Source organism: Paenibacillus terrisolis, from assembly GCF_056171975.1.
Map to the genome: position 1 here is coordinate 47,795 of NZ_JBKFGG010000029.1, position 18,900 is coordinate 66,694.

At 51.5% G+C, this 18,900-nt stretch carries 15 protein-coding genes; 7 read left to right on the plus strand and 8 right to left on the minus strand.

Translation table 11 applies throughout. The features are described 5' to 3' along the window. Positions 1–6: 6 nt before the first annotated feature. Positions 7–639, minus strand: coding sequence for a molybdenum cofactor guanylyltransferase (gene mobA / locus ACI48K_RS20090; RefSeq protein WP_475029408.1), 633 nt, complete (start codon positions 637–639; stop codon positions 7–9). A gap of 134 nt (positions 640–773) precedes the next feature. Here mobA and ACI48K_RS20095 point away from each other — a divergent pair, with 134 nt between their 5' ends. Together ACI48K_RS20095 and ACI48K_RS20100 are read left to right on the plus strand one after the other, a co-directional pair. Continuing rightward, entirely contained in the window at positions 774–2,000 is a 1,227-nt protein-coding gene (locus ACI48K_RS20095; RefSeq protein ID WP_475029409.1) for an MFS transporter, read from the plus strand. A gap of 156 nt (positions 2,001–2,156) precedes the next feature. Continuing rightward, a complete protein-coding gene (locus ACI48K_RS20100) occupies positions 2,157–3,134 on the plus strand; it encodes a LacI family DNA-binding transcriptional regulator (protein WP_475029410.1) in 978 nt (325 codons plus the stop codon). Positions 3,135–3,606: 472 nt separating this feature from the next. Here ACI48K_RS20100 and ACI48K_RS20105 read toward each other — a convergent pair whose 3' ends face one another. Next, positions 3,607–5,277, minus strand: a complete 1,671-nt coding sequence (locus tag ACI48K_RS20105; RefSeq protein WP_475029435.1) for a glutamine--tRNA ligase/YqeY domain fusion protein — start codon at positions 5,275–5,277, stop codon at positions 3,607–3,609. 435 nt (positions 5,278–5,712) lie between these two features. Between ACI48K_RS20105 and ACI48K_RS20110 the strand changes: the two genes are divergently transcribed. Next, positions 5,713–5,973, plus strand: coding sequence for a DUF2164 domain-containing protein (locus tag ACI48K_RS20110; RefSeq protein WP_475029411.1), 261 nt, complete (start codon positions 5,713–5,715; stop codon positions 5,971–5,973). Positions 5,974–6,005: 32 nt separating this feature from the next. On the opposite strand, the gene ACI48K_RS20115 is transcribed toward ACI48K_RS20110, so the two are convergent. From ACI48K_RS20115 to ACI48K_RS20135, 5 genes are all read right to left on the minus strand, one after another. Further along, positions 6,006–6,491, minus strand: a complete 486-nt coding sequence (locus ACI48K_RS20115; RefSeq protein ID WP_475029412.1) for an N-acetyltransferase family protein — start codon at positions 6,489–6,491, stop codon at positions 6,006–6,008. Positions 6,492–6,545: 54 nt separating this feature from the next. Continuing rightward, the gene (locus ACI48K_RS20120; protein ID WP_475029413.1) at positions 6,546–7,775 is read right to left on the minus strand and encodes an MFS transporter; all 1,230 of its coding nucleotides are present in this window, start codon (positions 7,773–7,775) and stop codon (positions 6,546–6,548) included. A gap of 182 nt (positions 7,776–7,957) precedes the next feature. Continuing rightward, positions 7,958–10,030, minus strand: coding sequence for a molybdopterin-containing oxidoreductase family protein (locus tag ACI48K_RS20125; RefSeq protein ID WP_475029414.1), 2,073 nt, complete (start codon positions 10,028–10,030; stop codon positions 7,958–7,960). 36 nt (positions 10,031–10,066) lie between these two features. Further along, a complete protein-coding gene (locus ACI48K_RS20130) occupies positions 10,067–11,287 on the minus strand; it encodes a response regulator (RefSeq protein ID WP_475029415.1) in 1,221 nt (406 codons plus the stop codon). 15 nt (positions 11,288–11,302) lie between these two features. Beyond that, positions 11,303–13,045: a sensor histidine kinase gene (locus ACI48K_RS20135; protein WP_475029416.1), complete on the minus strand. Its 1,743-nt coding sequence runs from the start codon at positions 13,043–13,045 to the stop codon at positions 11,303–11,305. Between the two features lie 231 nt (positions 13,046–13,276). Between ACI48K_RS20135 and ACI48K_RS20140 the strand changes: the two genes are divergently transcribed. From ACI48K_RS20140 to ACI48K_RS20155, 4 genes are all read left to right on the plus strand, one after another. Beyond that, the gene (locus ACI48K_RS20140; RefSeq protein ID WP_475029417.1) at positions 13,277–14,626 is read left to right on the plus strand and encodes an extracellular solute-binding protein; all 1,350 of its coding nucleotides are present in this window, start codon (positions 13,277–13,279) and stop codon (positions 14,624–14,626) included. A 91-nt stretch (positions 14,627–14,717) separates the two neighbouring features. Next, entirely contained in the window at positions 14,718–15,608 is an 891-nt protein-coding gene (locus tag ACI48K_RS20145; protein WP_475029418.1) for a carbohydrate ABC transporter permease, read from the plus strand. Further along, positions 15,605–16,462, plus strand: coding sequence for a carbohydrate ABC transporter permease (locus tag ACI48K_RS20150; RefSeq protein WP_475029419.1), 858 nt, complete (start codon positions 15,605–15,607; stop codon positions 16,460–16,462). The genes ACI48K_RS20145 and ACI48K_RS20150 overlap by 4 nt, the downstream gene beginning before the upstream one ends. A gap of 24 nt (positions 16,463–16,486) precedes the next feature. Next, positions 16,487–17,497: a glycoside hydrolase family 130 protein gene (locus ACI48K_RS20155; RefSeq protein ID WP_475029420.1), complete on the plus strand. Its 1,011-nt coding sequence runs from the start codon at positions 16,487–16,489 to the stop codon at positions 17,495–17,497. 427 nt (positions 17,498–17,924) lie between these two features. Here the strand turns inward: ACI48K_RS20155 and ACI48K_RS20160 are convergent, their stop codons facing one another. Next, entirely contained in the window at positions 17,925–18,746 is an 822-nt protein-coding gene (locus tag ACI48K_RS20160) for a formate/nitrite transporter family protein (protein ID WP_475029421.1), read from the minus strand. Positions 18,747–18,900: the final 154 nt, after the last annotated feature.

Sequence of the window (18,900 nt, forward strand, 5' to 3'; positions counted from 1 at the left end):
GTTTATTTACGGTTTCTCTATCCACTGTCGGGCCAGCTCATAGTCAGCTGGCCTGTTCATGTTGAAGTCGATCCGTTCCGGAGGGAGACCGGCAGCCGCAAGTTCATTTTCATCGATGTACTCCGCCCTCAAGCCGGCGGTCCAGGCGGTCATTTTCAAGCGGCCCTCTCGCAGCGCCTGCTCCAAATCCGGCAGCACGCTGCGACGGTACATGGCAAGCAGAGGATGGGCTCTGCCGAAGGTGCGGGCAATAATGGCCTCCGGCGGCTGTTCGCCGCGGGTTTTCGCATTTTCCTCGGCGGACAGTGCTCTTTCGATCATAAAGCGGAATAGGTCGCCGGATACAAACGGCATGTCGCAAGCAACCGCAATATTCCATTCCGTTTTCGATGCGATAAGACCGGCGTGCAAGCCGGCAAGCGGCCCGGCATCTTCGAAGCGGTCGGGCACCGTTTCTTTGCCAAACTCCCCGTAGGCTTCAGGCCGGCCTCCGGCGGCGACAACGATTCTGGAGGCCGCCGTCTCCAATTCCAATATCAGCCGTTTTACTACCGGAATTCCGCCAAACCGCAGCAGAGCCTTATCGGTTCCCATCCGGCTGGAGCGGCCTCCCGCGATAATGATTGCCGTAACCTCCATCAGTTTATCCTCCCCTGTCCACAAATATTGGAAAATTAAAAAAAAGATGGTTTGTATCCGCTTTTATCTCTGTGTTACATTGAGAACATAGTCACTTGATCCTGGAGTGGCCAAACGGATCCGGATAGAAAGGAATGGCGCGCTTGCGGGACAATACAAAAAATACGTCTCCTTCGTTGTTTCCCTTGGGATTGCTTAACTTTTTCATCTACGGAACAATGGTTATTTTTACTGCCTTTTTTCAATTATATTTGCAAGATATCGGCATGGACAAGCTGGAAATCGGCAGCCTGATGGCTATCGGGCCGTTCATCTCCCTGCTCGCCCATCCGCTCTGGAGATCCCTCAGCGACCAGCGCCAAAATCCAAGAGCCGTTCTGTTGGTCATGATGATCGGACTTTTGGTCATGGGACATCTTGTTTTTAGAGCCAACACGTTTCATATGCTGTATCTCTCGATGGTGCTGCTCTATTTTTTCCAAAGTCCGCTGTTTTCTCAAACCAATACGTTGACCTTGGGTTACACTGAGTTCTCCCACCATAAATTCCGTTCTTACCGTTTGTGGGGATCCTTAGGCTGGTCAATCATCGCCTTGGCGGCGGGGCCGATTATCGATGCTATCGGGCATTACGGCATTTCGCTGCTCTTCAGCATTACGCTGATGCTGGCTATCGCTTCCGCTCTTATTCTTCCGTCGATTCGTCAAGCGACCATTACGCCATGGCTGAATCCTTCCGATATTTTTCGTACGCTTCAGAACAAATATTTCATTGCCTTCGTGATTTTCGGCTTTCTTGTGGCACTGCCCAATTCGATTAACGGGATATTTTTGCCTCTGTTCATCAGCGATCTGGGCGGCTCCCGGCTTCAGGTCGGCGGGGCGGTTTTCTTATCCACCGCCTTCGAGGCGCTCGCATTTCTGCTGCTTCACCGCTATCTAAAACGCAATATCGCGTATTTGCTTGGCTGCATCACGATCGTAAGCCTGCTGTTCGTGCTGCGCTGGGACCTGATGTCCGATGCTACGGGACCCGTGCAAATCATGTTTATCCAACTGCTGCACTCCGTCACCTTCGGCGGTTTCTTCTATGTAGGCACCCAGTTGATCGGCTGGTTTCTGCCCCGTCCCTTACGGGCCTCGGGACAAGCCCTATTCGCTTTTTTTCTCAGCGGCGTATCCGGCATTTTGGCCGGGCTGCTCGGGGGATGGTTGTTCCAAAACTTCGGCGGCGTCATCATGTACAAGTTCGGAGTGACTCTATCGTTTTTCGGAGCGCTGGGTTTTGCGGTCTTATGGTACCGTTTTTACCGAAACGGGCAGGTGCCCGGAGCCGGGTCGCCGCCCGGCGAATCGCAATGAACCAAGAAAACAGTTTTCCGCCGTCCGTTGCGCCCTCATGAAGGTTACGCCGAAGGGGAAAACTGTTTTCTTGTTACAGTCCCAGTGTATAATATGAAATGCATTTCAGCGCAAGCTTTTTTCTAACATTTCACAAATGGCGGGGAGGAGTGTCCGTTGCCGAACATCAAACAAATCGCCGCTGCGGCGGGCGTGTCCGTCGCCACGGTTTCCCGCGTGCTGAATAATCACCCTTACGTCAGCGACGAGAAGCGGAGATCCGTTGAAAAAGCCATCGAAAAGCTCAATTATTCGCGCAATATGAACGCGGTGCATTTGATCAAAGGCATGACTCAAACCATTGCCGTCATTTTACCGCATATCAATCACTTCTACTTTGCCCTGCAGGTGGAGGGCATTGCGAAGGAAGCTCTGCTTCACAATTACCAGCTGATACTCTGCCAAACGGATTACCGCAAGGAAGAGGAATTGAAGGTGCTGGATTTACTGCGCGATAAACAGGTAGACGGAGTGGTGATTTGCTCCCGGTCGCTCTCCTTGGATGAGGTGGAGAAGTATGCGGAATACGGCCCCATTGTTCTTTGCGAGTTTGTGGAGAACCGGCCTTTGTCATCGGTTTACTTTGACCAGTATGTTTGCTTCCATAAAGCGGTTCGCTATTTATGGGACAAAGGACATCGCCAAATCGGATTTACGATGAGCCGGCGGAATAGTCCAAGCGGGCTGACCCGGACAAAGGCGTATCGGGATACGCTGCTTGAACTCGGCGGAACGCCTCGTGAGGATTGGATCTTGAACGCCTGTTACGATATCGAGGACGGTGTTGAACTCGTAGACCGGCTTCTTGCCATGAAAGAACGTCCCGGAGCCCTGCTCATCACGGGAGATCAAGTAGCGGCCGGCTTCATTCTCGAAGCCCGCAAGCGAGGGCTGCAAATTCCCGGCGATTTCTCCGTGATCGGGTTCGACAATCAGCCGATTTCCGAAGTTCTCGGCATCACGACGATCGATAATCGACTGGCCGATATCGCCGCCCGCGCCTTCCGCATCGTCTATGATCAGGTTGCCGGAGAGAGCAGCGGTCCGGTCACCGAAGAATTCGGTTTCCGGCTGATCGAGCGGAGCACGGTGTGAACGGGAGAGAACACGGACGGCGTAGGTTGAAATCCGCTCTCCACGAGTTTCATCCTTGCCAGCATATAAGAGGGATTACGGACTAAGTGATTCGATTCCGTCTGCAATCGCCGGCCTGTTTGCGGCTTAAAAGCAGAAATGTTGTATTCTGTGCAATAAATCGGCACTTGGAGTAAGCGATACGGTTGGAATGTTGCATTAGCTGCAACATTTTGGGGCTAAACAGCCATTTTTGAGCCTTTTGCTGCCTTTTTGTTGCACTTTATGCAACTAACGGACTACTACCGAGCGGATTGGTTGAAAATGTTGTATTCAATGCAACAATTGCTTTGAGTGCGGCCATATTGGAGCAGCTGATGGCCTGGAACAAACTTATAGATAAGCAAAAAGACTGCATATATGCAGTCTTTTTGTGTATGACTATCCCCGCCGTTATACCGCTTGGGGCGTGTCGTTCAATAAATGATCCGGCTTATTTCGGCAGTTGAAACGAACTCTTAAGGGAAACAACCAGGTTAAACACCGGATTTCCGGGAGTCGAATACTTCGTGTCTACATTGAAATAGCCATGGCGGAAAAATTGGAACTTGTCTTGCGGCTTCGCTTCCTTCATGCCCGGTTCGATAAAGCCTTGGGCTACCTTGAGCGAGTTCGGATTGATATAGTCCATGAACGTCTTTTCCTCGATAGCGTCCTCTTCCGCTTCCTCGTCCAGAATCAGCGGTTCATACAGCCGGAATTCGGCCGGCACCGCTTGACTCGCTTCCACCCAGTGGATCGTACCCTTCACTTTACGCCCGGTAAACCCGCTGCCGCTTTTCGTTTCCGGGTCGTACGTGCAGTGAATTTCCGTCACATTGCCTTCCGCGTCCTTGATCACGTCGTTGCATTTGATGAAGTAGGCGTTTTTTAAGCGGACTTCATTGCCAGGGAACAAGCGGAAATATTTGCTTGGCGGGTCTTCCATGAAATCGTCGCGTTCGATGTAAATCTCGCGCGAGAACGGAATTTGGCGGCTGCCCATCTCCGGATTTTCGCTGTTGTTCTCGGCCTCCAGCATCTCGGTTTGCCCTTCCGGATAATTGGTGATGATCACCTTAAGCGGATCCAGCACAGCCATCGTCCGCGGGGCTTTCAGCTTCAGATCCTCGCGAATGAAATGCTCCAGCATCTTCGGATCGACGGTGCCGAAGGCTTTGGAAATGCCGGTCTCAAAGATAAAAGACCGGATCGCTTCCGAAGTAAATCCGCGGCGGCGAAGCCCCGAAATCGTAGGCATGCGCGGGTCGTCCCAACCGTCAACAATGCCTTCGTCCACCAGCTTTTTCAGCTTCCGCTTGCTGGTGACCGTTTGTGTCAGGTTAAGGCGGCCAAACTCATATTGATGCGATACGTTGGGCATTTCGGTTTCGGCGATCGTCCAATCATAAAAAGGACGTTGATCTTCGAACTCGGTCGAGCAAAGCGAATGCGTTACGCCTTCAATGGCGTCCTCGAGCGGGTGAGCGAAAGTGTACATCGGATAGATGCACCACTTATCACCGGTATTATGATGGCTGGCATGCACAATGCGGTAAATGACCGGGTCGCGAAGGTTGATGTTCGGCGAAGCCATGTCGATTTTGGCGCGCAGCACCTTTTCCCCGTCCTGGAATTCCCCAGCACGCATGCGCTCGAACAGATCCAGGTTCTCTTCAATCGTACGATCGCGGAAAGGGCTGTTCTTACCCGGTTCGGTCAACGTGCCGCGAAGCTCGCGGATCTGGTCGGCGCTGAGATCGTCCACATAGGCTTTGCCCTTTTTGATCAGCAAAATGGCGCGATTGTACATTTCTTCGAAATAATCCGAAGCAAAGTGCAGCTCTTCCCAATCAAATCCGAGCCACTTCACGTCTTCTTTGATCGAGTTGACATATTCGACGTCTTCCTTCACCGGGTTCGTATCGTCAAAACGCAAGTGCGTCCGTCCGCCGAACTCGTCGGCCAGCGTGAAGTTAATCCAGATCGCCTTGGCGTGTCCGATGTGCAAGTATCCGTTAGGCTCCGGAGGAAACCGCGTGACAACGTTCTGAACTTTGCCGTTTTTCAAGTCTTCGGTAATGATATTTTTAATAAAATTGGGAGGGGTGCTGTTGTTCACCACGGTTATCAAACCTTTCGTTCTTGAATATCTGCTTAGTTTTCCCGATTTTTCTTCTTCTAAATATACCGATATCTCGCCAATAGTTCAATGCCTGAAGTCCCCTATGCATCGTTGCGCCTTCGAAGAACGATTTTTGATATGATAGGGGAGATGTGGTGACACTCTATGCCGTTTGATTTTCAGTCGCCCTTAGATACCGGATAAAGGAAATATCCGGCGGAGCATTGCTGCACCACCTAAAAGTATGGTGAAGGGACAAAGGGGGAGATTCGGAACTGGAGAAGCGGAAGCGTTCGCCTTTGCCGGTGGATTGTAACCCTTGAGAAGTAAAAAATAAAGACAATCCAGCGGCAACAGCGATCGGAAGTCCGAAACTCACCCGGCGTCCCCAACGCACCATACTTTTCATTCCCCTAACCAAAAGGAGAGAACCTCATGCCCATCAAACCCATCAAATTAACCAAAGAACAGCGGGAGACCGTCATTGCCCTGATCCAGCAGTATTTTGAAGAGGAACGAGGCGAAACGATCGGCGAACTTGCGGCGGACGGAACGCTGGATTTTTTTCTGAGCAGCATCGGACCTTATGTGTACAATCAGGCGCTTAGCGATTGCCGTCAGGTTCTGAGCCAACGGATGATGTCGCTGGAAGAAGACATTTACGCGCTTGAGGTCAAGCCCAAACGGACGAGATAATGGAAAAACGGTACAAGATGCGGAGCGAACCTCTACACCTTGTACCTCATTAGAATATCGTCCACATATCGCCCGTTCAGATAAAACTCCTCCACGAGCCTTCCCTGCTCGACAAAGCCGCAGCTCCGATAAAATGCCACGGCCTTGGGATTGGTCGCGAGCACGCGCAGGGATAATTTGTGTACTCCCTGCTCGGCAGCGAGCTCTTTGGCCTTGTCCATCAGCTTCCTGCCGATGCCCTGCCGGTGATAGTCGGGATGGATCGCAATATTAATTTCGTAGACATGACGGTTGCTCGGAAGCGGCGTCGGCGCCCCAAAACCGAGATAGCCGCAAATGCGATCGTCAATAATGGCAACGAGTTGGCTACCCGGCGGGCATTTCTGCAAATAATGCTCCCGAGAATCCCAATGGATCCTTGCCGGCGTGGTCAGCTCGTCCCATACGAGCGAGTCGAGCTCCATCAGCACCCCCGCGTCCCGCATCTCCGACAGCCGGATCGTAACCGGGTTTATCATCGCGCCTGACCTCCTTACAGTCGATGAGCTTATTTCTTCTTATTATACCTATTCTTACATCAGTCCGCTTGTACGCGACCATTCGCCTTTAACTTCCCGATTCAAAATCGCATGCAGCAGGAAAGATCCGATTGCCAGAACCGCAATGATCACCGCCAGCCAGGCCACCGGGATGAGGCCGTTCCAGTCAAAAAGCACGCCCATGGCATACGGGCCAACCACCCTTCCGGCCGCCCCCATGCCGCCGACAAGCCCCAGGTAGAAAGGCGCCCCTTTTCCCGAACGGTCCGAAATAAATGAAGGAATCGCCGGCGAAATCAGCATCTCCCCAAACGTGGTCAGCACCATCGCCAGCACCATGCTTGGATAAGTGTGAAAGCTCAGAATTGTGACGTATCCCAGCATATAAAATATCGCGCTGGCCGTCATCTGCGATTCCGCCGTCCCGGCAAAAGTCCGCTTCACCCATAACGTAAACGGCTGGCCGACAAAAATCAGCAGTCCGTTCAGCGTCCACAATATGCTGTAATTCCATTCCGGCATCCCCCGCGAGATGGTGAACGGAGACACGCCATTGTTCCAGACGCAGTTGCCAAGCCACAGAAAAAACGATCCGATGCCCATGAACAAATAGATCCGATAATACCCCATCAATTTCCAAGGGCTTTGGCCTTCCTGAACCGACTTGCGTTTTTCCAGATGCAGCTCGCCCTGGCCTTTTTGAACCTTGTTCAAATATATCCAGAAAAAAATCGCAAACGCCAGAGAAGCCACTCCGTTCGCCACAAAGCTGATATCATAGGAGATCTGCGCCAAAAAGCCGCTGAGCGCCGTGCCGAGGGCAACGCCGATATTGTTCGCTACATAAATAACGTTAAACAGTTCCCCTCTTCGTTCCGAAAAGCGGAACCCGATAAAGGCTTGAATTGCCGGCATCGACATCGCATTGAAAAACCCGACCATCGCCATCAGGAACATAAACAGATGCCAGTTATGGCTGCCGTAGGGCAAGAGGAGCAAAAACAGCGCATTCATCCCAAGTCCGCCGACAATCAGCCATTTCACGCCCAGACGGTGGTACAAGGAACCGCCCAGAAGTTGTCCGGCAATGCCGCCAACCGACATGACCAGGATCACCAGACCGGCATCCGTCACCGTTCGCCCGAGCACCTTGAACACGAACATCGTGATCAGCGGCCACATCAGAGAGCCGCCGGCGGAATTGATCAAGCTGGCGACCAGAAATACTTTGACTTCGCGCGGATATGATTGCAACCATTTCATTTTGATCTCTCCCCCTTAGCCCGCAGTTCATGACATCTGAAGTAAACTTTTTGTAAATCAACGAAAAGGAGAGCCCGCAGGGGCTCTCCGACTAGCACCGCGATAAACGGCGAAAAACGGCTTTACGTTTCCTGCCCAGATTACACTAGTATCGCTTAAAAGCGCAGCCCCGGCAAGTACATTTATTGACGCTTTACATTAACGGTGGTCGAAAAAAACACGGCTCCCCCGCCCATATCCGCAAGCCTGTCCGGAGTTAGGGCATTGGCCCTGGTACGCCGTTTCCTGCCGCCCCCCTTCCACCAGAGGCCTTGGCTGACCACGGTTCCCGGCAGCATTTTATCGGTAACGGATGCCTTAAGCTCGTAGCGGCCGCGATCGTTCCATACCTCGACGTCGTCTCCGTCGGAAATCCCGCGCGCAGAGGCATCGTCCGGATGGATCTGCAGCTGCGGATTTTTCTCCAGCGCTGCCAGTTTCTCCACATTGCCAAACGTTGAATTCAAAAAGCTGTGATTCGGCGGCGAGATGAACATCAGCGGGTAGAGCGCATTCGCTCCTGGCCGTCGTTCGCCGTCATATCCTTCTTGCAGCGGCATGTAGGTCGGCAAGGGCGGTAGTCCGGCCCGTTTCAACGCGTCCGAGTAGAGCTCGATTTTGCCGGAAGGCGTCCGCAGCTCTTCCAGATAATGCTTGCGATGTTCCATATTCAGCTTCACGAAGCGGCGCTCCTTGAGTCCTTCCAGGGAAACTCCCCGCAAATACGGATTGGACGGATGATCCAGCGCCTGGTGGATCATGTCTTCCTCGGTATCGCGGAACGCTTCTTCCTCAAAGCCCATAGCTTCCGCCAGCAGCTTGAACAGCTCCACATTGCTTTTGCTCTCGCCCCGGGCCGGAATGACCGGCTCCTGAAGCTGGATAAAATGATGCCAATACGAACCGTAGAGGTCGGTGTTCTCAAAGGTCGTGGTCGCCGGCAGAACGATGTCGGCGTATTTGGCCGTATCCGTCAGGAACAGGTCGTGAACGACCGTAAACAGATCCTCGCGCGCCAACCCCTGCTCCACCTTAACAGTGTCCGGAGCGACGACCGCCGGATTGGCGCAGTACACGAACAGGGCGTGAAGCGGCGGGTCCAGCGTCAGCAGCGCCTCTCCGATCTGATTCATGCTCACCGTGCGGGCGTACTGATTCTTCCGCAAGTCCGGGCGTTCGAGCGCCCTGGAATCCATCTTGCCGTAGGCGCCGTTCGATTTGAAGGCTCCGCCGCCGGGGACAAGCCACTGGCCGGTCAACGCAGGCAAGCAGCAGATGGAGCGGACGGTCATGCCGCCGTTGTCGTGATGCTGCAAGCCGTTGCCGATATGGATGTAAGCCGGCGAGGTTTCGCCGTACATCATAGCCAGCTTGACAATGTCTTCCTCCGGAACTCCGGTGATCACGGAAACCCGTTCGGGCGTGTACTGCTTCACATGCTCGCGAAGCTCCTCATGCCCTACGGTGTACCGCTCCAGAAACGTTTCGTCCACCAGACCGCGCGCAAACAGCACGTGCATCAGCCCCAAAGCAAGCGCGCCGTCCGTTCCCGGATACAGCGGAATGAACCAATCGGCCCGCTGGCCGGTACGGTTGCGGTGAACATCGATCACTATAAGCTGCGCCCCTTGCTTGCGGGCCTTTTCGATCAATGCGATCTGATGCATGTTGGTGCTGACCAGATTGCCGCCCCAGACCATGATCAGCTTCGCCTGAACCGTTTCCTCCGGGCTTGTGCCTCCGCCAAAACCCATCGTATATTTCCAGCCGGTATTGCCGGCGGAGTTGCAGATTCCCTGCTGCAAACGCGATGAACCAAGCCGGTTGAAAAACCGCCGGTCCATGCCGTCAACGCTGAGAATCCCCATATTTCCGTAGAAGCTGTACGGCAAAATCGATTCCGGTCCAGACTCGGATACAATCTCTTTAAACCGCCCGGCGATTTCCGCAATCGCTTCTTCCCAGGAGATGCGTTCGAATTCGCCGGCCCCTTTGGCGCCAACTCGTCTTAGCGGATGCATGACCCGTTCGGGGTGATACACGCGTTCCGCCATATTTCGTACTTTGTTGCAGATAGCCCCTTGGGTAATCGGATGATCCGGGTTCCCGGTCACCTTCACGATTTTTCCGTTTTCTTTATGAAGCAGCAAGCCGCAAGTATCGGGACAATCCAGCGGGCATACCGCCGGAAAGATTCCGTTCTCTTCGTGGATCATCTTTTCTCCCCTCCTGTTAGGCTATTGTACCACGTGTTACTCGATCTCGTATTCTTTGGGAGTACAGCCCACGATTTTTTTGAACAGAGAAGAGAAATACTTGTAATCCTTATATCCCACCTGCTCGGCGACTTCATACGTTTTCAGGTTGGTGCCGACCAGCAGTTCCTTCGCTTTGTTGATCCGCAATTGATTCAGCCAATCGATAAAGTTGGTCCCCATCTCTTCCTTGAAAATCCGGCTTAAATAATTGGGGGTGACGTAAACCTCGCGGGCGGCCCCCGCCAAGCTGATATTCTGGTTATAGTTTTCCTCCATGTACCGCAAGGTCATCTGCACAATGCTGCGTTTTCCTTTGAACATTTTTTCGTCTAGAGCGGTTTTGGCGGAAGAATGTGCTTCTTTCAGCTTTGAAACATGGTCAACGACGGAGCTTGCTCCAATAAATATTCTCAACCGCAAATACTCGCCGACCTTGGCGATAATGTTCCGGCAAAGCGTATCCGCATCAAAAGCACTCCCCTTCTCAATGCCGATAACTCCGACGACCTGCTCAAATCCGTCATGGCATAAAAATCCCGAGGCGGTGCGATGGATGATTTCTTCGGCTATGTTGGCAATCGCAAAGCGGAACAGTTCCTGTTCGCGAGCGCTGCGTTTATCCGCGGCGATCCCGAAATCGTCCATCGCGATCATCATAACGATGAGGTCGCAGCTATCCCAGCGGATGGGCAGGCTCAGCACTCCCATTTGATGCTGCAAATCTTCATTTGGGGGAAGCGGACCCTCCAACAGCTTGTGCAGGAACCGCGATTTGAGCTGAGGCAGGCTTTCATAGAGCAGCGAATCCGCCGCCGCGAGGCTGGACTTGTACCGTTCTTCCTCGCGAATCTCCTTTGTTATCCGCTCCAAAGCGGCAATCAGCTCTTCCGCCGCAACCGGCTTTAACAGATAATCGCTGACCTTCATCTTCATCAGTGTTTTGGCGTAAGAAAACTCCTCATATCCGCTCATCACTAAAATTTTGCAGTCAGGAAGGAACCTCCGTAAACGATCCGACAAAACAATGCCGTCCATGACCGGCATGCGGATATCCGTCACCACGATATCGGGCTTAAGCGCCAGCGCCTTTTCAAGAGCAACCTCGCCGTTGCCGGCTTCGCCCACGATGGTGAGCTCGCAGGCTTCCCAATCAATGCAGTTTCGCATCCCTTTTCGGACCGTCGGTTCGTCATCGACAAGCAATAATTTGTACATGTTCAGTCACCTCTCTTATAACTGCTGTGAATCCCGGATAAGCGGCTGTGTGACTGTGACCGTCATGCCTTCGCCGGGGGCGGTCTGGAAAGACAAACCGTAATCGCTGCCGTAGTAGATTTGAATTCGGTCGTTTACGTTGCTGATGGCAAATCCATGCCGGCCGCCCCTCGTCTTGTGCAAATATTCATATACTTCGCTCTGCACCGCGCCGGCCCCATCGTCCCGAATGACATAGATCAATTTGTCGTTTCGTTCAAAAATCCGGATGTGCACCGTACCCTCTCCACCTTTTTGTTCAATCCCATGCAGGATCGCATTTTCAACCAGAGGCTGCAAAATCAGTTTAACCACCTTGCAGTCGAACAGGCTCTCATCCACTTCCATCGTAAACCGCACCGCTTCTTCAAACCTTTTTTGCTGTATCGTGAGATAAAGGTTCAGATGCTCGACTTCTTTTTGGAGGCTCGTGAATTCATTGCCGCTGTTCAAGCTTAGTCTGAATAATTTGGAGAGAATCTGGATCAGCTTTGCGCTTTCTTCGGCGTGTTCAAGCTTGTTTGTCCAGTAGATCATATCCAGCGTATTGTACAGAAAATGCGGGTTGATCTGCGCTTGCAGCGCTTTCAATTCGGCTTCCTTTTGTTTAATTTGCACCGCCAGCACCTCATTTACCAACTCATCCAGTTTGGCGGACATTTTGTTGAAGCTCGCGGTAAGAAGCGCTACCTCGTCATTTCCCGATACGGGAAGGTTCACCTTGAAATTCTCGTTTTGGATTTGACCCGTGGCCTTTCGCAGCAGTTTCAGCGGCTGCAAAGTTTTCACCGAAAAATAGATCATCGCGAAAATGCACAATATGATGCTGAGCAATATCGAAAGCAAAGTGATGTTGCGAATTTTGGTAATGTCCTGGGACAAATCCCGAACCGGAGTCAGATTGACGAGCCTCCAGCCCGAAAAGGACAGATCATGAAAAAAGACCATGTATTGATTTCCGTCGATCTGTTTGTTGAAATACCCGCTTTTCCCCGTAAAAAGGCGGTCTGTGGAAATGCCCTCCAAAGACGAGCCCAGCCGGGATTGATCCAGTGACGAAACAATCGCGTGATTTCCTTCCACAATCAGATAATCGCTGTTTTTGCTGAGCAGCTTTCCTCTGAAAACATCGGTGATATCGGATTCAAGAATATTGATTTTCAAAATGGCCAGGTTGGAGGAGAGGTCATCCGTGTCTTTGATCATTTTGACGTAAGAGAATACACTCCGCTTTCTGCCCGCGTAATCCGTGATCGTGTCTTTCATCATGATCCCTCCGCCGCGAAGCTGCAGCAGCCGTTCCCTTAATTGGGCGTCGATCGTATTTTCCGCTCCGGCGGAGTCGAATACAAGACCGTTAAACGCCTCCAGATATATGGAATGGATTCTCGTATTGAACGCAAGATAATTATGGATGAATCGCTGCACCGACAGCTGGGTACCCGGATTTTGGGCGATTTCATAGTTTGAAAGCCGCAAATAATCCATAAACTCCGTGTTTTGCAGCAGATAAACCGAAGAATTCTCCATATCCTGAAACACCAAATCGATATTGTCCGAAACCTGCTCTACGGTATTCAAATTGGACTGGCTGACCTGCTTGGTCACCAGATTGATGGACTCCGTATAAGACAATCCCACAATCAGGATCAGCGGAATGACGGAATTGACAAAGGAAATCAGGATAAACTTGGTCTGAAGACTGAAAAATTTCGGCAAACGCTTGGCCCCCCTAAATCCGGACTCGCTAAACTGTACCTTCTGAATCTTCCCTTCTATAAACCATCATATATCCACTCGTCCTCAAATCAAATGCTCAAGACAAAGTGTGTATATTTGCTGGATAAAATCATAATTTCGTCACCTTGTGAGAAAAACAGTACAAAACCTATAATCACATTGAACCAACTCAATTTAAGAGGTTGAACACGCACTTTAAGGAGGATCTTCATGAAAAAGCATCGTTACTTTGGTCTCTTCGTTTCATCTCTGCTCACAGTAGCATTGCTGGCAGGATGCCAGCAGTCGTCATCTTCGCCGAACTCTTCTTCTTCGGCCGGCTCCGATTCGCCGAAAGCGGCCGAACCTGTAACAGTAAAAATAATGACCCTGTGGCCGGAAGACAGCACGGAAACGATCGCCACCTCCGTTCGGGCGCGCCTGAAGCAGTTCCAAGAGGAGCATCCCGACGTCGTCATCGAGGAGGAAGCCATCGGCGACCAAACGGCCTATTACACAAAGCTGAAGACGCTGGCCGCATCCAACGATTTGCCGGATCTTTTCGTAAGCAAAGGCTCCGAGCTCTCTATGTTCGCGCAAAACGGAGTGGTCGCCTCGCTGGACGAAATTCTGGATGCCGACACGGCTTGGCGCGACGGATACATTCCTTCTTCCTTCAACGACCTGAGCTATAATGACAGCGTTTACGGCATCCCTTATTCCATGCTCAGCACGCACGTCATTTATTACAACTCGAAGCTGCTGGCGGATGCGGGTTATCAAAGTTTTCCGGCCACATGGAGCGAGCTGCTGGATTTGGTCGACAAACTCAAGGCTAAGGGCATTACCCCTATTGCGCTTGGCAACAAAGAACAATGGGTAGCCGATTCCTGTATTCTCAGCACGCTGGGCGACCGGTTTACGGGTTCCGACTGGTTTAACAGCATTGTGAACAAAAAGGGAGCCAGCTTTAAAGATCCGGATTTTGTGGCATCGCTCACCGCTTTGCAGGATCTGAGCAAGGCCGGCGCGTTTAACGCGGATATGAACAGCATCACCGGCGACCAGTCCAAAACCCTTTATTACAACGGCAAAGCCGCCATGTTCATGGACGGAAGCTGGGCGATCGGCGCCATGACCGAAAGCGCTCCCAAAGATATTTACGACGTTACCGAAGTGGCCGTACTCCCATCCGTAGACGGAGGAAAGGGCAATCCGCAAGCCATGTCCGGCGGATCGGGTTCCGGGTTCGCGGTCGGCGTCAACGGCTACAAAGACAAGAAAGACACCATCGCCGCCATTTTGAAATATGCGCTTGGCGAGGAATATTCGAAGGCGATTTCGGCGAAAGGCGAGCCGACCGCGTTCCCGGTCACCGATTACGATAAAACCAATGTGTCGCCGCTGGCCGTGAAATATGCCGAAATGTCCAGCAAGCTGGAGTTCTCGCCGATCTATGATTCCTTCCTCAATCCGGCCTTAATTAGCACGATCAACGCAGGACTTCAAGAGCTTCTGATCCAAGCCACCTCGCCGGAAGAATTGGCGGACCGGATTCAAAAGGAATATGAAAGAAACTAAGCTTTAGAGAGACAAACGAGGACTGGTGCCGCCTGCTTGAAATTCAAAAGGCGGCACCGGCCATTGATCAGCAACGAGGAGGGAAAACATCTTGCATCACAACTCTCTTACCGGCGGTCCCCGCAAATCCGTTCTGGCAGCTTTATTGATTCCCGGTATCGCCATTTATGTTTTTATTACGATTATCCCTTTGTTTACCGCCTTTGGATACAGCTTGACCAACTGGACCGGAGGCCCGAAAAAAGAGTTCATTGGCATGGAGAATTACCGGACGCTTTTAAGCGACTCGGTATTCTGGCAATCCTTCGGCAATAATCTCATTATCGTCTTCGGCAATATGGTCGTTCAAATGGGAATCGCCTTTTTGCTTACGGTCCTGTTCATGTCCAAAGCCATGCGATTATCAAGCTTTCATCGCACCGTCATTTTTTTGCCTGCTGTATTGTCGGCCGTTGTCGTAGGTTTCATCTGGCAGATGATCTACTCGAACGATTACGGCATTCTGAACGCTATTCTGCGCGCCCTCCATTTGGACGGATGGATACAGCTCTGGCTGGATGACCCGGACAAGGTGATCTACTCCGTTACCGTCCCTTTGATATGGCAATACCTTGGGGTTCCGCTCATGATTTTCATGTCGGCTGTACAAGGGGTCTCCAAAGATATCTATGAAATGTGCGAGCTGGATGGAGCGGCCGGCTTCAAAAAAGCTATGTATATAACGTTTCCTTTGATTTACGATTCCATAAAAGTAGCGATCATGCTGAGCATTTCCTCGAATATGCTGGTGTTCAGCCATATCCTGGTGATGACGGGCGGAGGTCCCGGGACGCACTCCATGGTGCTGGCTCTGTATGCCTATAATACCTCCTTTACCAAAATGCAATTCGGTTACGGCAGCGCGATCTCCATCGGGATATTCGTGCTTAGCTTCGGATTGGTCATGCTGTTCAAAATGCTGGCGGAGGCGAGACAAAAATGACTTCTTCTACGATCACGACTCCCCGCAAAGCGATCCGGCTGTTTGGGAGCACGATTTTCAACATCTGCATGTTGATCTTTTCCGTCGGTTGCATTTTTCCGATCCTGTGGATTATGTACTCCTCCCTGAAGACGAAAGAGGAGTTTATGCTGAACATCGTTTCGCTGCCGAAAAACCCTCAATTCGGCAATTATTATAAGGCTTTTGTCGAGGGAGGAATGTCTTCGTATTTTTTAAACAGCGCGTTCAATACCGTGCTTACGGTGATTTTGGTTATTCTCTTCGCGTTCAGCATCGGGTATGTTCTGGCCAGATACCGTTTCAGAGGCCGCAACGCCATCTACACACTGTTTATCGCCGGCATGCTGATCCCCGTCTATTCGCTGATCGTACCGTTGTTTGTCCAGTTTAAGACGCTGAATTTGTACAATCATCTCGGAACATTGATCCTCCCCTACGTGGCGCTCCGGCTTCCGCTTTCGATTTTCCTGTATGAAAGCTTCGTCCGGACGGTTCCCGTCGAGCTTGACGAAGCCGCCTATATCGATGGGGCCAATACGTTTTACACCATGTTCCGGATCATCTTCCCCACTTGTCTGCCCGTCACTTCAACCGCGTTGATTCTATCGTTCCTTGATACATGGAATGAATTTCCGTTTGCGCTGACATTGATCACCGACCAAGGGCTTAGAACGCTTCCGGTGGGCCTGACCAGCTTCAACGGGCAGTATACGACGGATTATACAACCCTGATGGCCGCATTGGTACTTTCCATTCTGCCGGTTATCATCATTTATCTGATATTCCGCAACAAGATTATCCAGGGCATGACCGCTGGGGCCGTAAAGGGCTAATCATTCACAGGAGGAAAACTTAATATGCCGCTACAGAGATATTCGCAAAACCCCATTGTCGTTCCGGGAATCCATGATTTCAGAAAAGTGGCCGTGTTCAATCCCGGCGTCATTCACCATAATGGCGAGTTTCTTATGTATGAACGCGCGGCAGGGAGCCTTCGGCCGTTTCAAACGAGCATCGGATTGCTCAGAAGTACCGATGGCGTCCAATTCCAGCCCGTTTCCGACAAACCGATATTCACGGGTGCCGATCTCGGTTTTCCGAAGGGCTCCGTCGAAGACGCGCGCATCGTCAAAATCGATGAGACTTTCTACATGTGTTATGCTCTGCAGCCGTATGGCTTTGATTGCTGGCCGACAGGCGTCGCCGTGCCGGACTATTATCCGGAGCATTATCCGGAATGGGAGGCAACGGGAACACAGCCGATGATTACGCGCTCGGGCATCGCCGTCTCCAAGGACGGGGTTCATTACGAGCAGTTGTGCTATACGACTCCTGCGGAGATTGACGACCGGGACAATGCCCTCTTTCCCGAGAAGATAAACGGCAAGTTTGCTCTGCTGCGGCGCCCTATGCAGTACGTAGGGCAACAATACGGCACCGACAGACCAGGAATTTGGATTTCTTATTCCGAGGATCTGCAAGAATGGACGTCGCCCGAACTGGTTGCCGTATCCGAAAACCCGCAGTGGGAAGGCCTTAAAATCGGCGCCGCCGCAACGCCGCTCAAGACGGAAAAAGGCTGGCTGGTACTATATCACGGGGTGGATTCCAACTCCGTTTATAGAGTGGGCGCGTTACTGCTGGATCTTCACGATCCGCGGCGGGTTATCGCCAGAACCAAAAATCCGATTATGGAGCCTGAAATGCACTATGAAAAATTCGGTCTTATTATCAACAATACCGTCTTTCCTACGGCTAACCTGATCGTTAACGACGAGATTTACATCTATTACGGCTGCTGCGACACCAGCATTTCGCTGGCCACGATTCCCGTGCAGGAAATGCTTGACCTGGTTCTTGGAAATTGATCCGCCATCCCGCTGATACTCATGCCAAAAAGGGCTGTTCCTCCGTGCGAACGGAAGAACAGCCCTTTAGCGTAAATCGATCCAGAAATAACGTGATTCCTATGTCGGCGGTACCTCCATTGCTAAGGGTACCTCATAAAATAGCGGAACGTTATGGTCTTATTTCCCGAGTACAAGCGTGGTTCTCTTCAATAAGGGAATTTATTGGCCTTATTTGTGGGCAAACAGCGCAATAAGCGGCCATTTCCCGGCGATTCGGGAAAATAACGCCATTTTTGTCCTCTATTTCACGAAAAACGAGCGATATTCCCAAAATAGCACCATTTATTTCCCTTATATCTTCTTCATAGTTTGCAGCAGGTTAATTAGGGCTGTTACCCAGCCCAAAGTCTCCCCGCCATCCTCACGTTTTTACGGGAATCTTCTGCTAGTGATGCAATTCGGTCGCAGATGACGACGCATGCTCGGCGGGCGAAGCCGATTTATCCTTCAAATAGGCCGCCCAATAAGCTGCCGCGACGAACAAACCGCCGCCCACCAGGTTGCCAAGCCAAACCGGAACAAAGTTTTTAAGGTATTCGCCCCAGGAGAAATAACCTTCAAAAATAGCCGCGGGAATGATGAACATGTTTGCCACAACGTGCTGGAATCCGATGGCGACAAATGCCATGGTCGGGAACCAGATGCCGAGGATTTTGCCGCTCATATTGTCCGCGCCGTAAGAGAGCCACACGGCCAGAGCCACCAGCCAGTTGCAGCCGATGCCGGAGATAAACGCCTGTAAGAAATTATCGTCCAGTTTATGTCCCGCCATTTCGACGAGTTTATCTAAATACGGTCCGCTTGCCGTCAAACCGACGACATGACCGAAAAAGAATGCTACGAACAATGCGCCCACAAAGTTGCTGAGCGTGATCAGAATCAGGTTTTTGACGACCTCGCCGGTATTGATTTTCTTGGCCATACGCGCCAGAGGCACCGCCATCATATTCCCCGTCAACAACTCGCCGCCCGCGAGCAATACCAGGATGAGGCCAATCGGGAACAACGCCGCGCCGATAAAGGTGGCAAAGCTGCCCCATTCCTTCGGTGCGCTTGCGATAACCCGAATATCCAGCAGGAACCCGAGAGCAATAAAAGCCCCGCCCAAAAATCCAAGAATAAGTACGGTCAATAACGGATTGTGCGCTTTCTTGATGCCGTTCTCCACTGTAACTTCCGCAATCTGCCCAGGTTTATAATAAGCCATGGTCTTGTCTCCTTTTTGAATCTCTTTATTTATTAGGCCCTTCTTTCCGTGATGCTTGCCGACCGAATATTATTGTAACGTGCCTCATCCCCCCGAAAAGTAACAAAGATCACGATAGCGTTATTAATATGGCGGAAGAATTCACAAGTTTTGT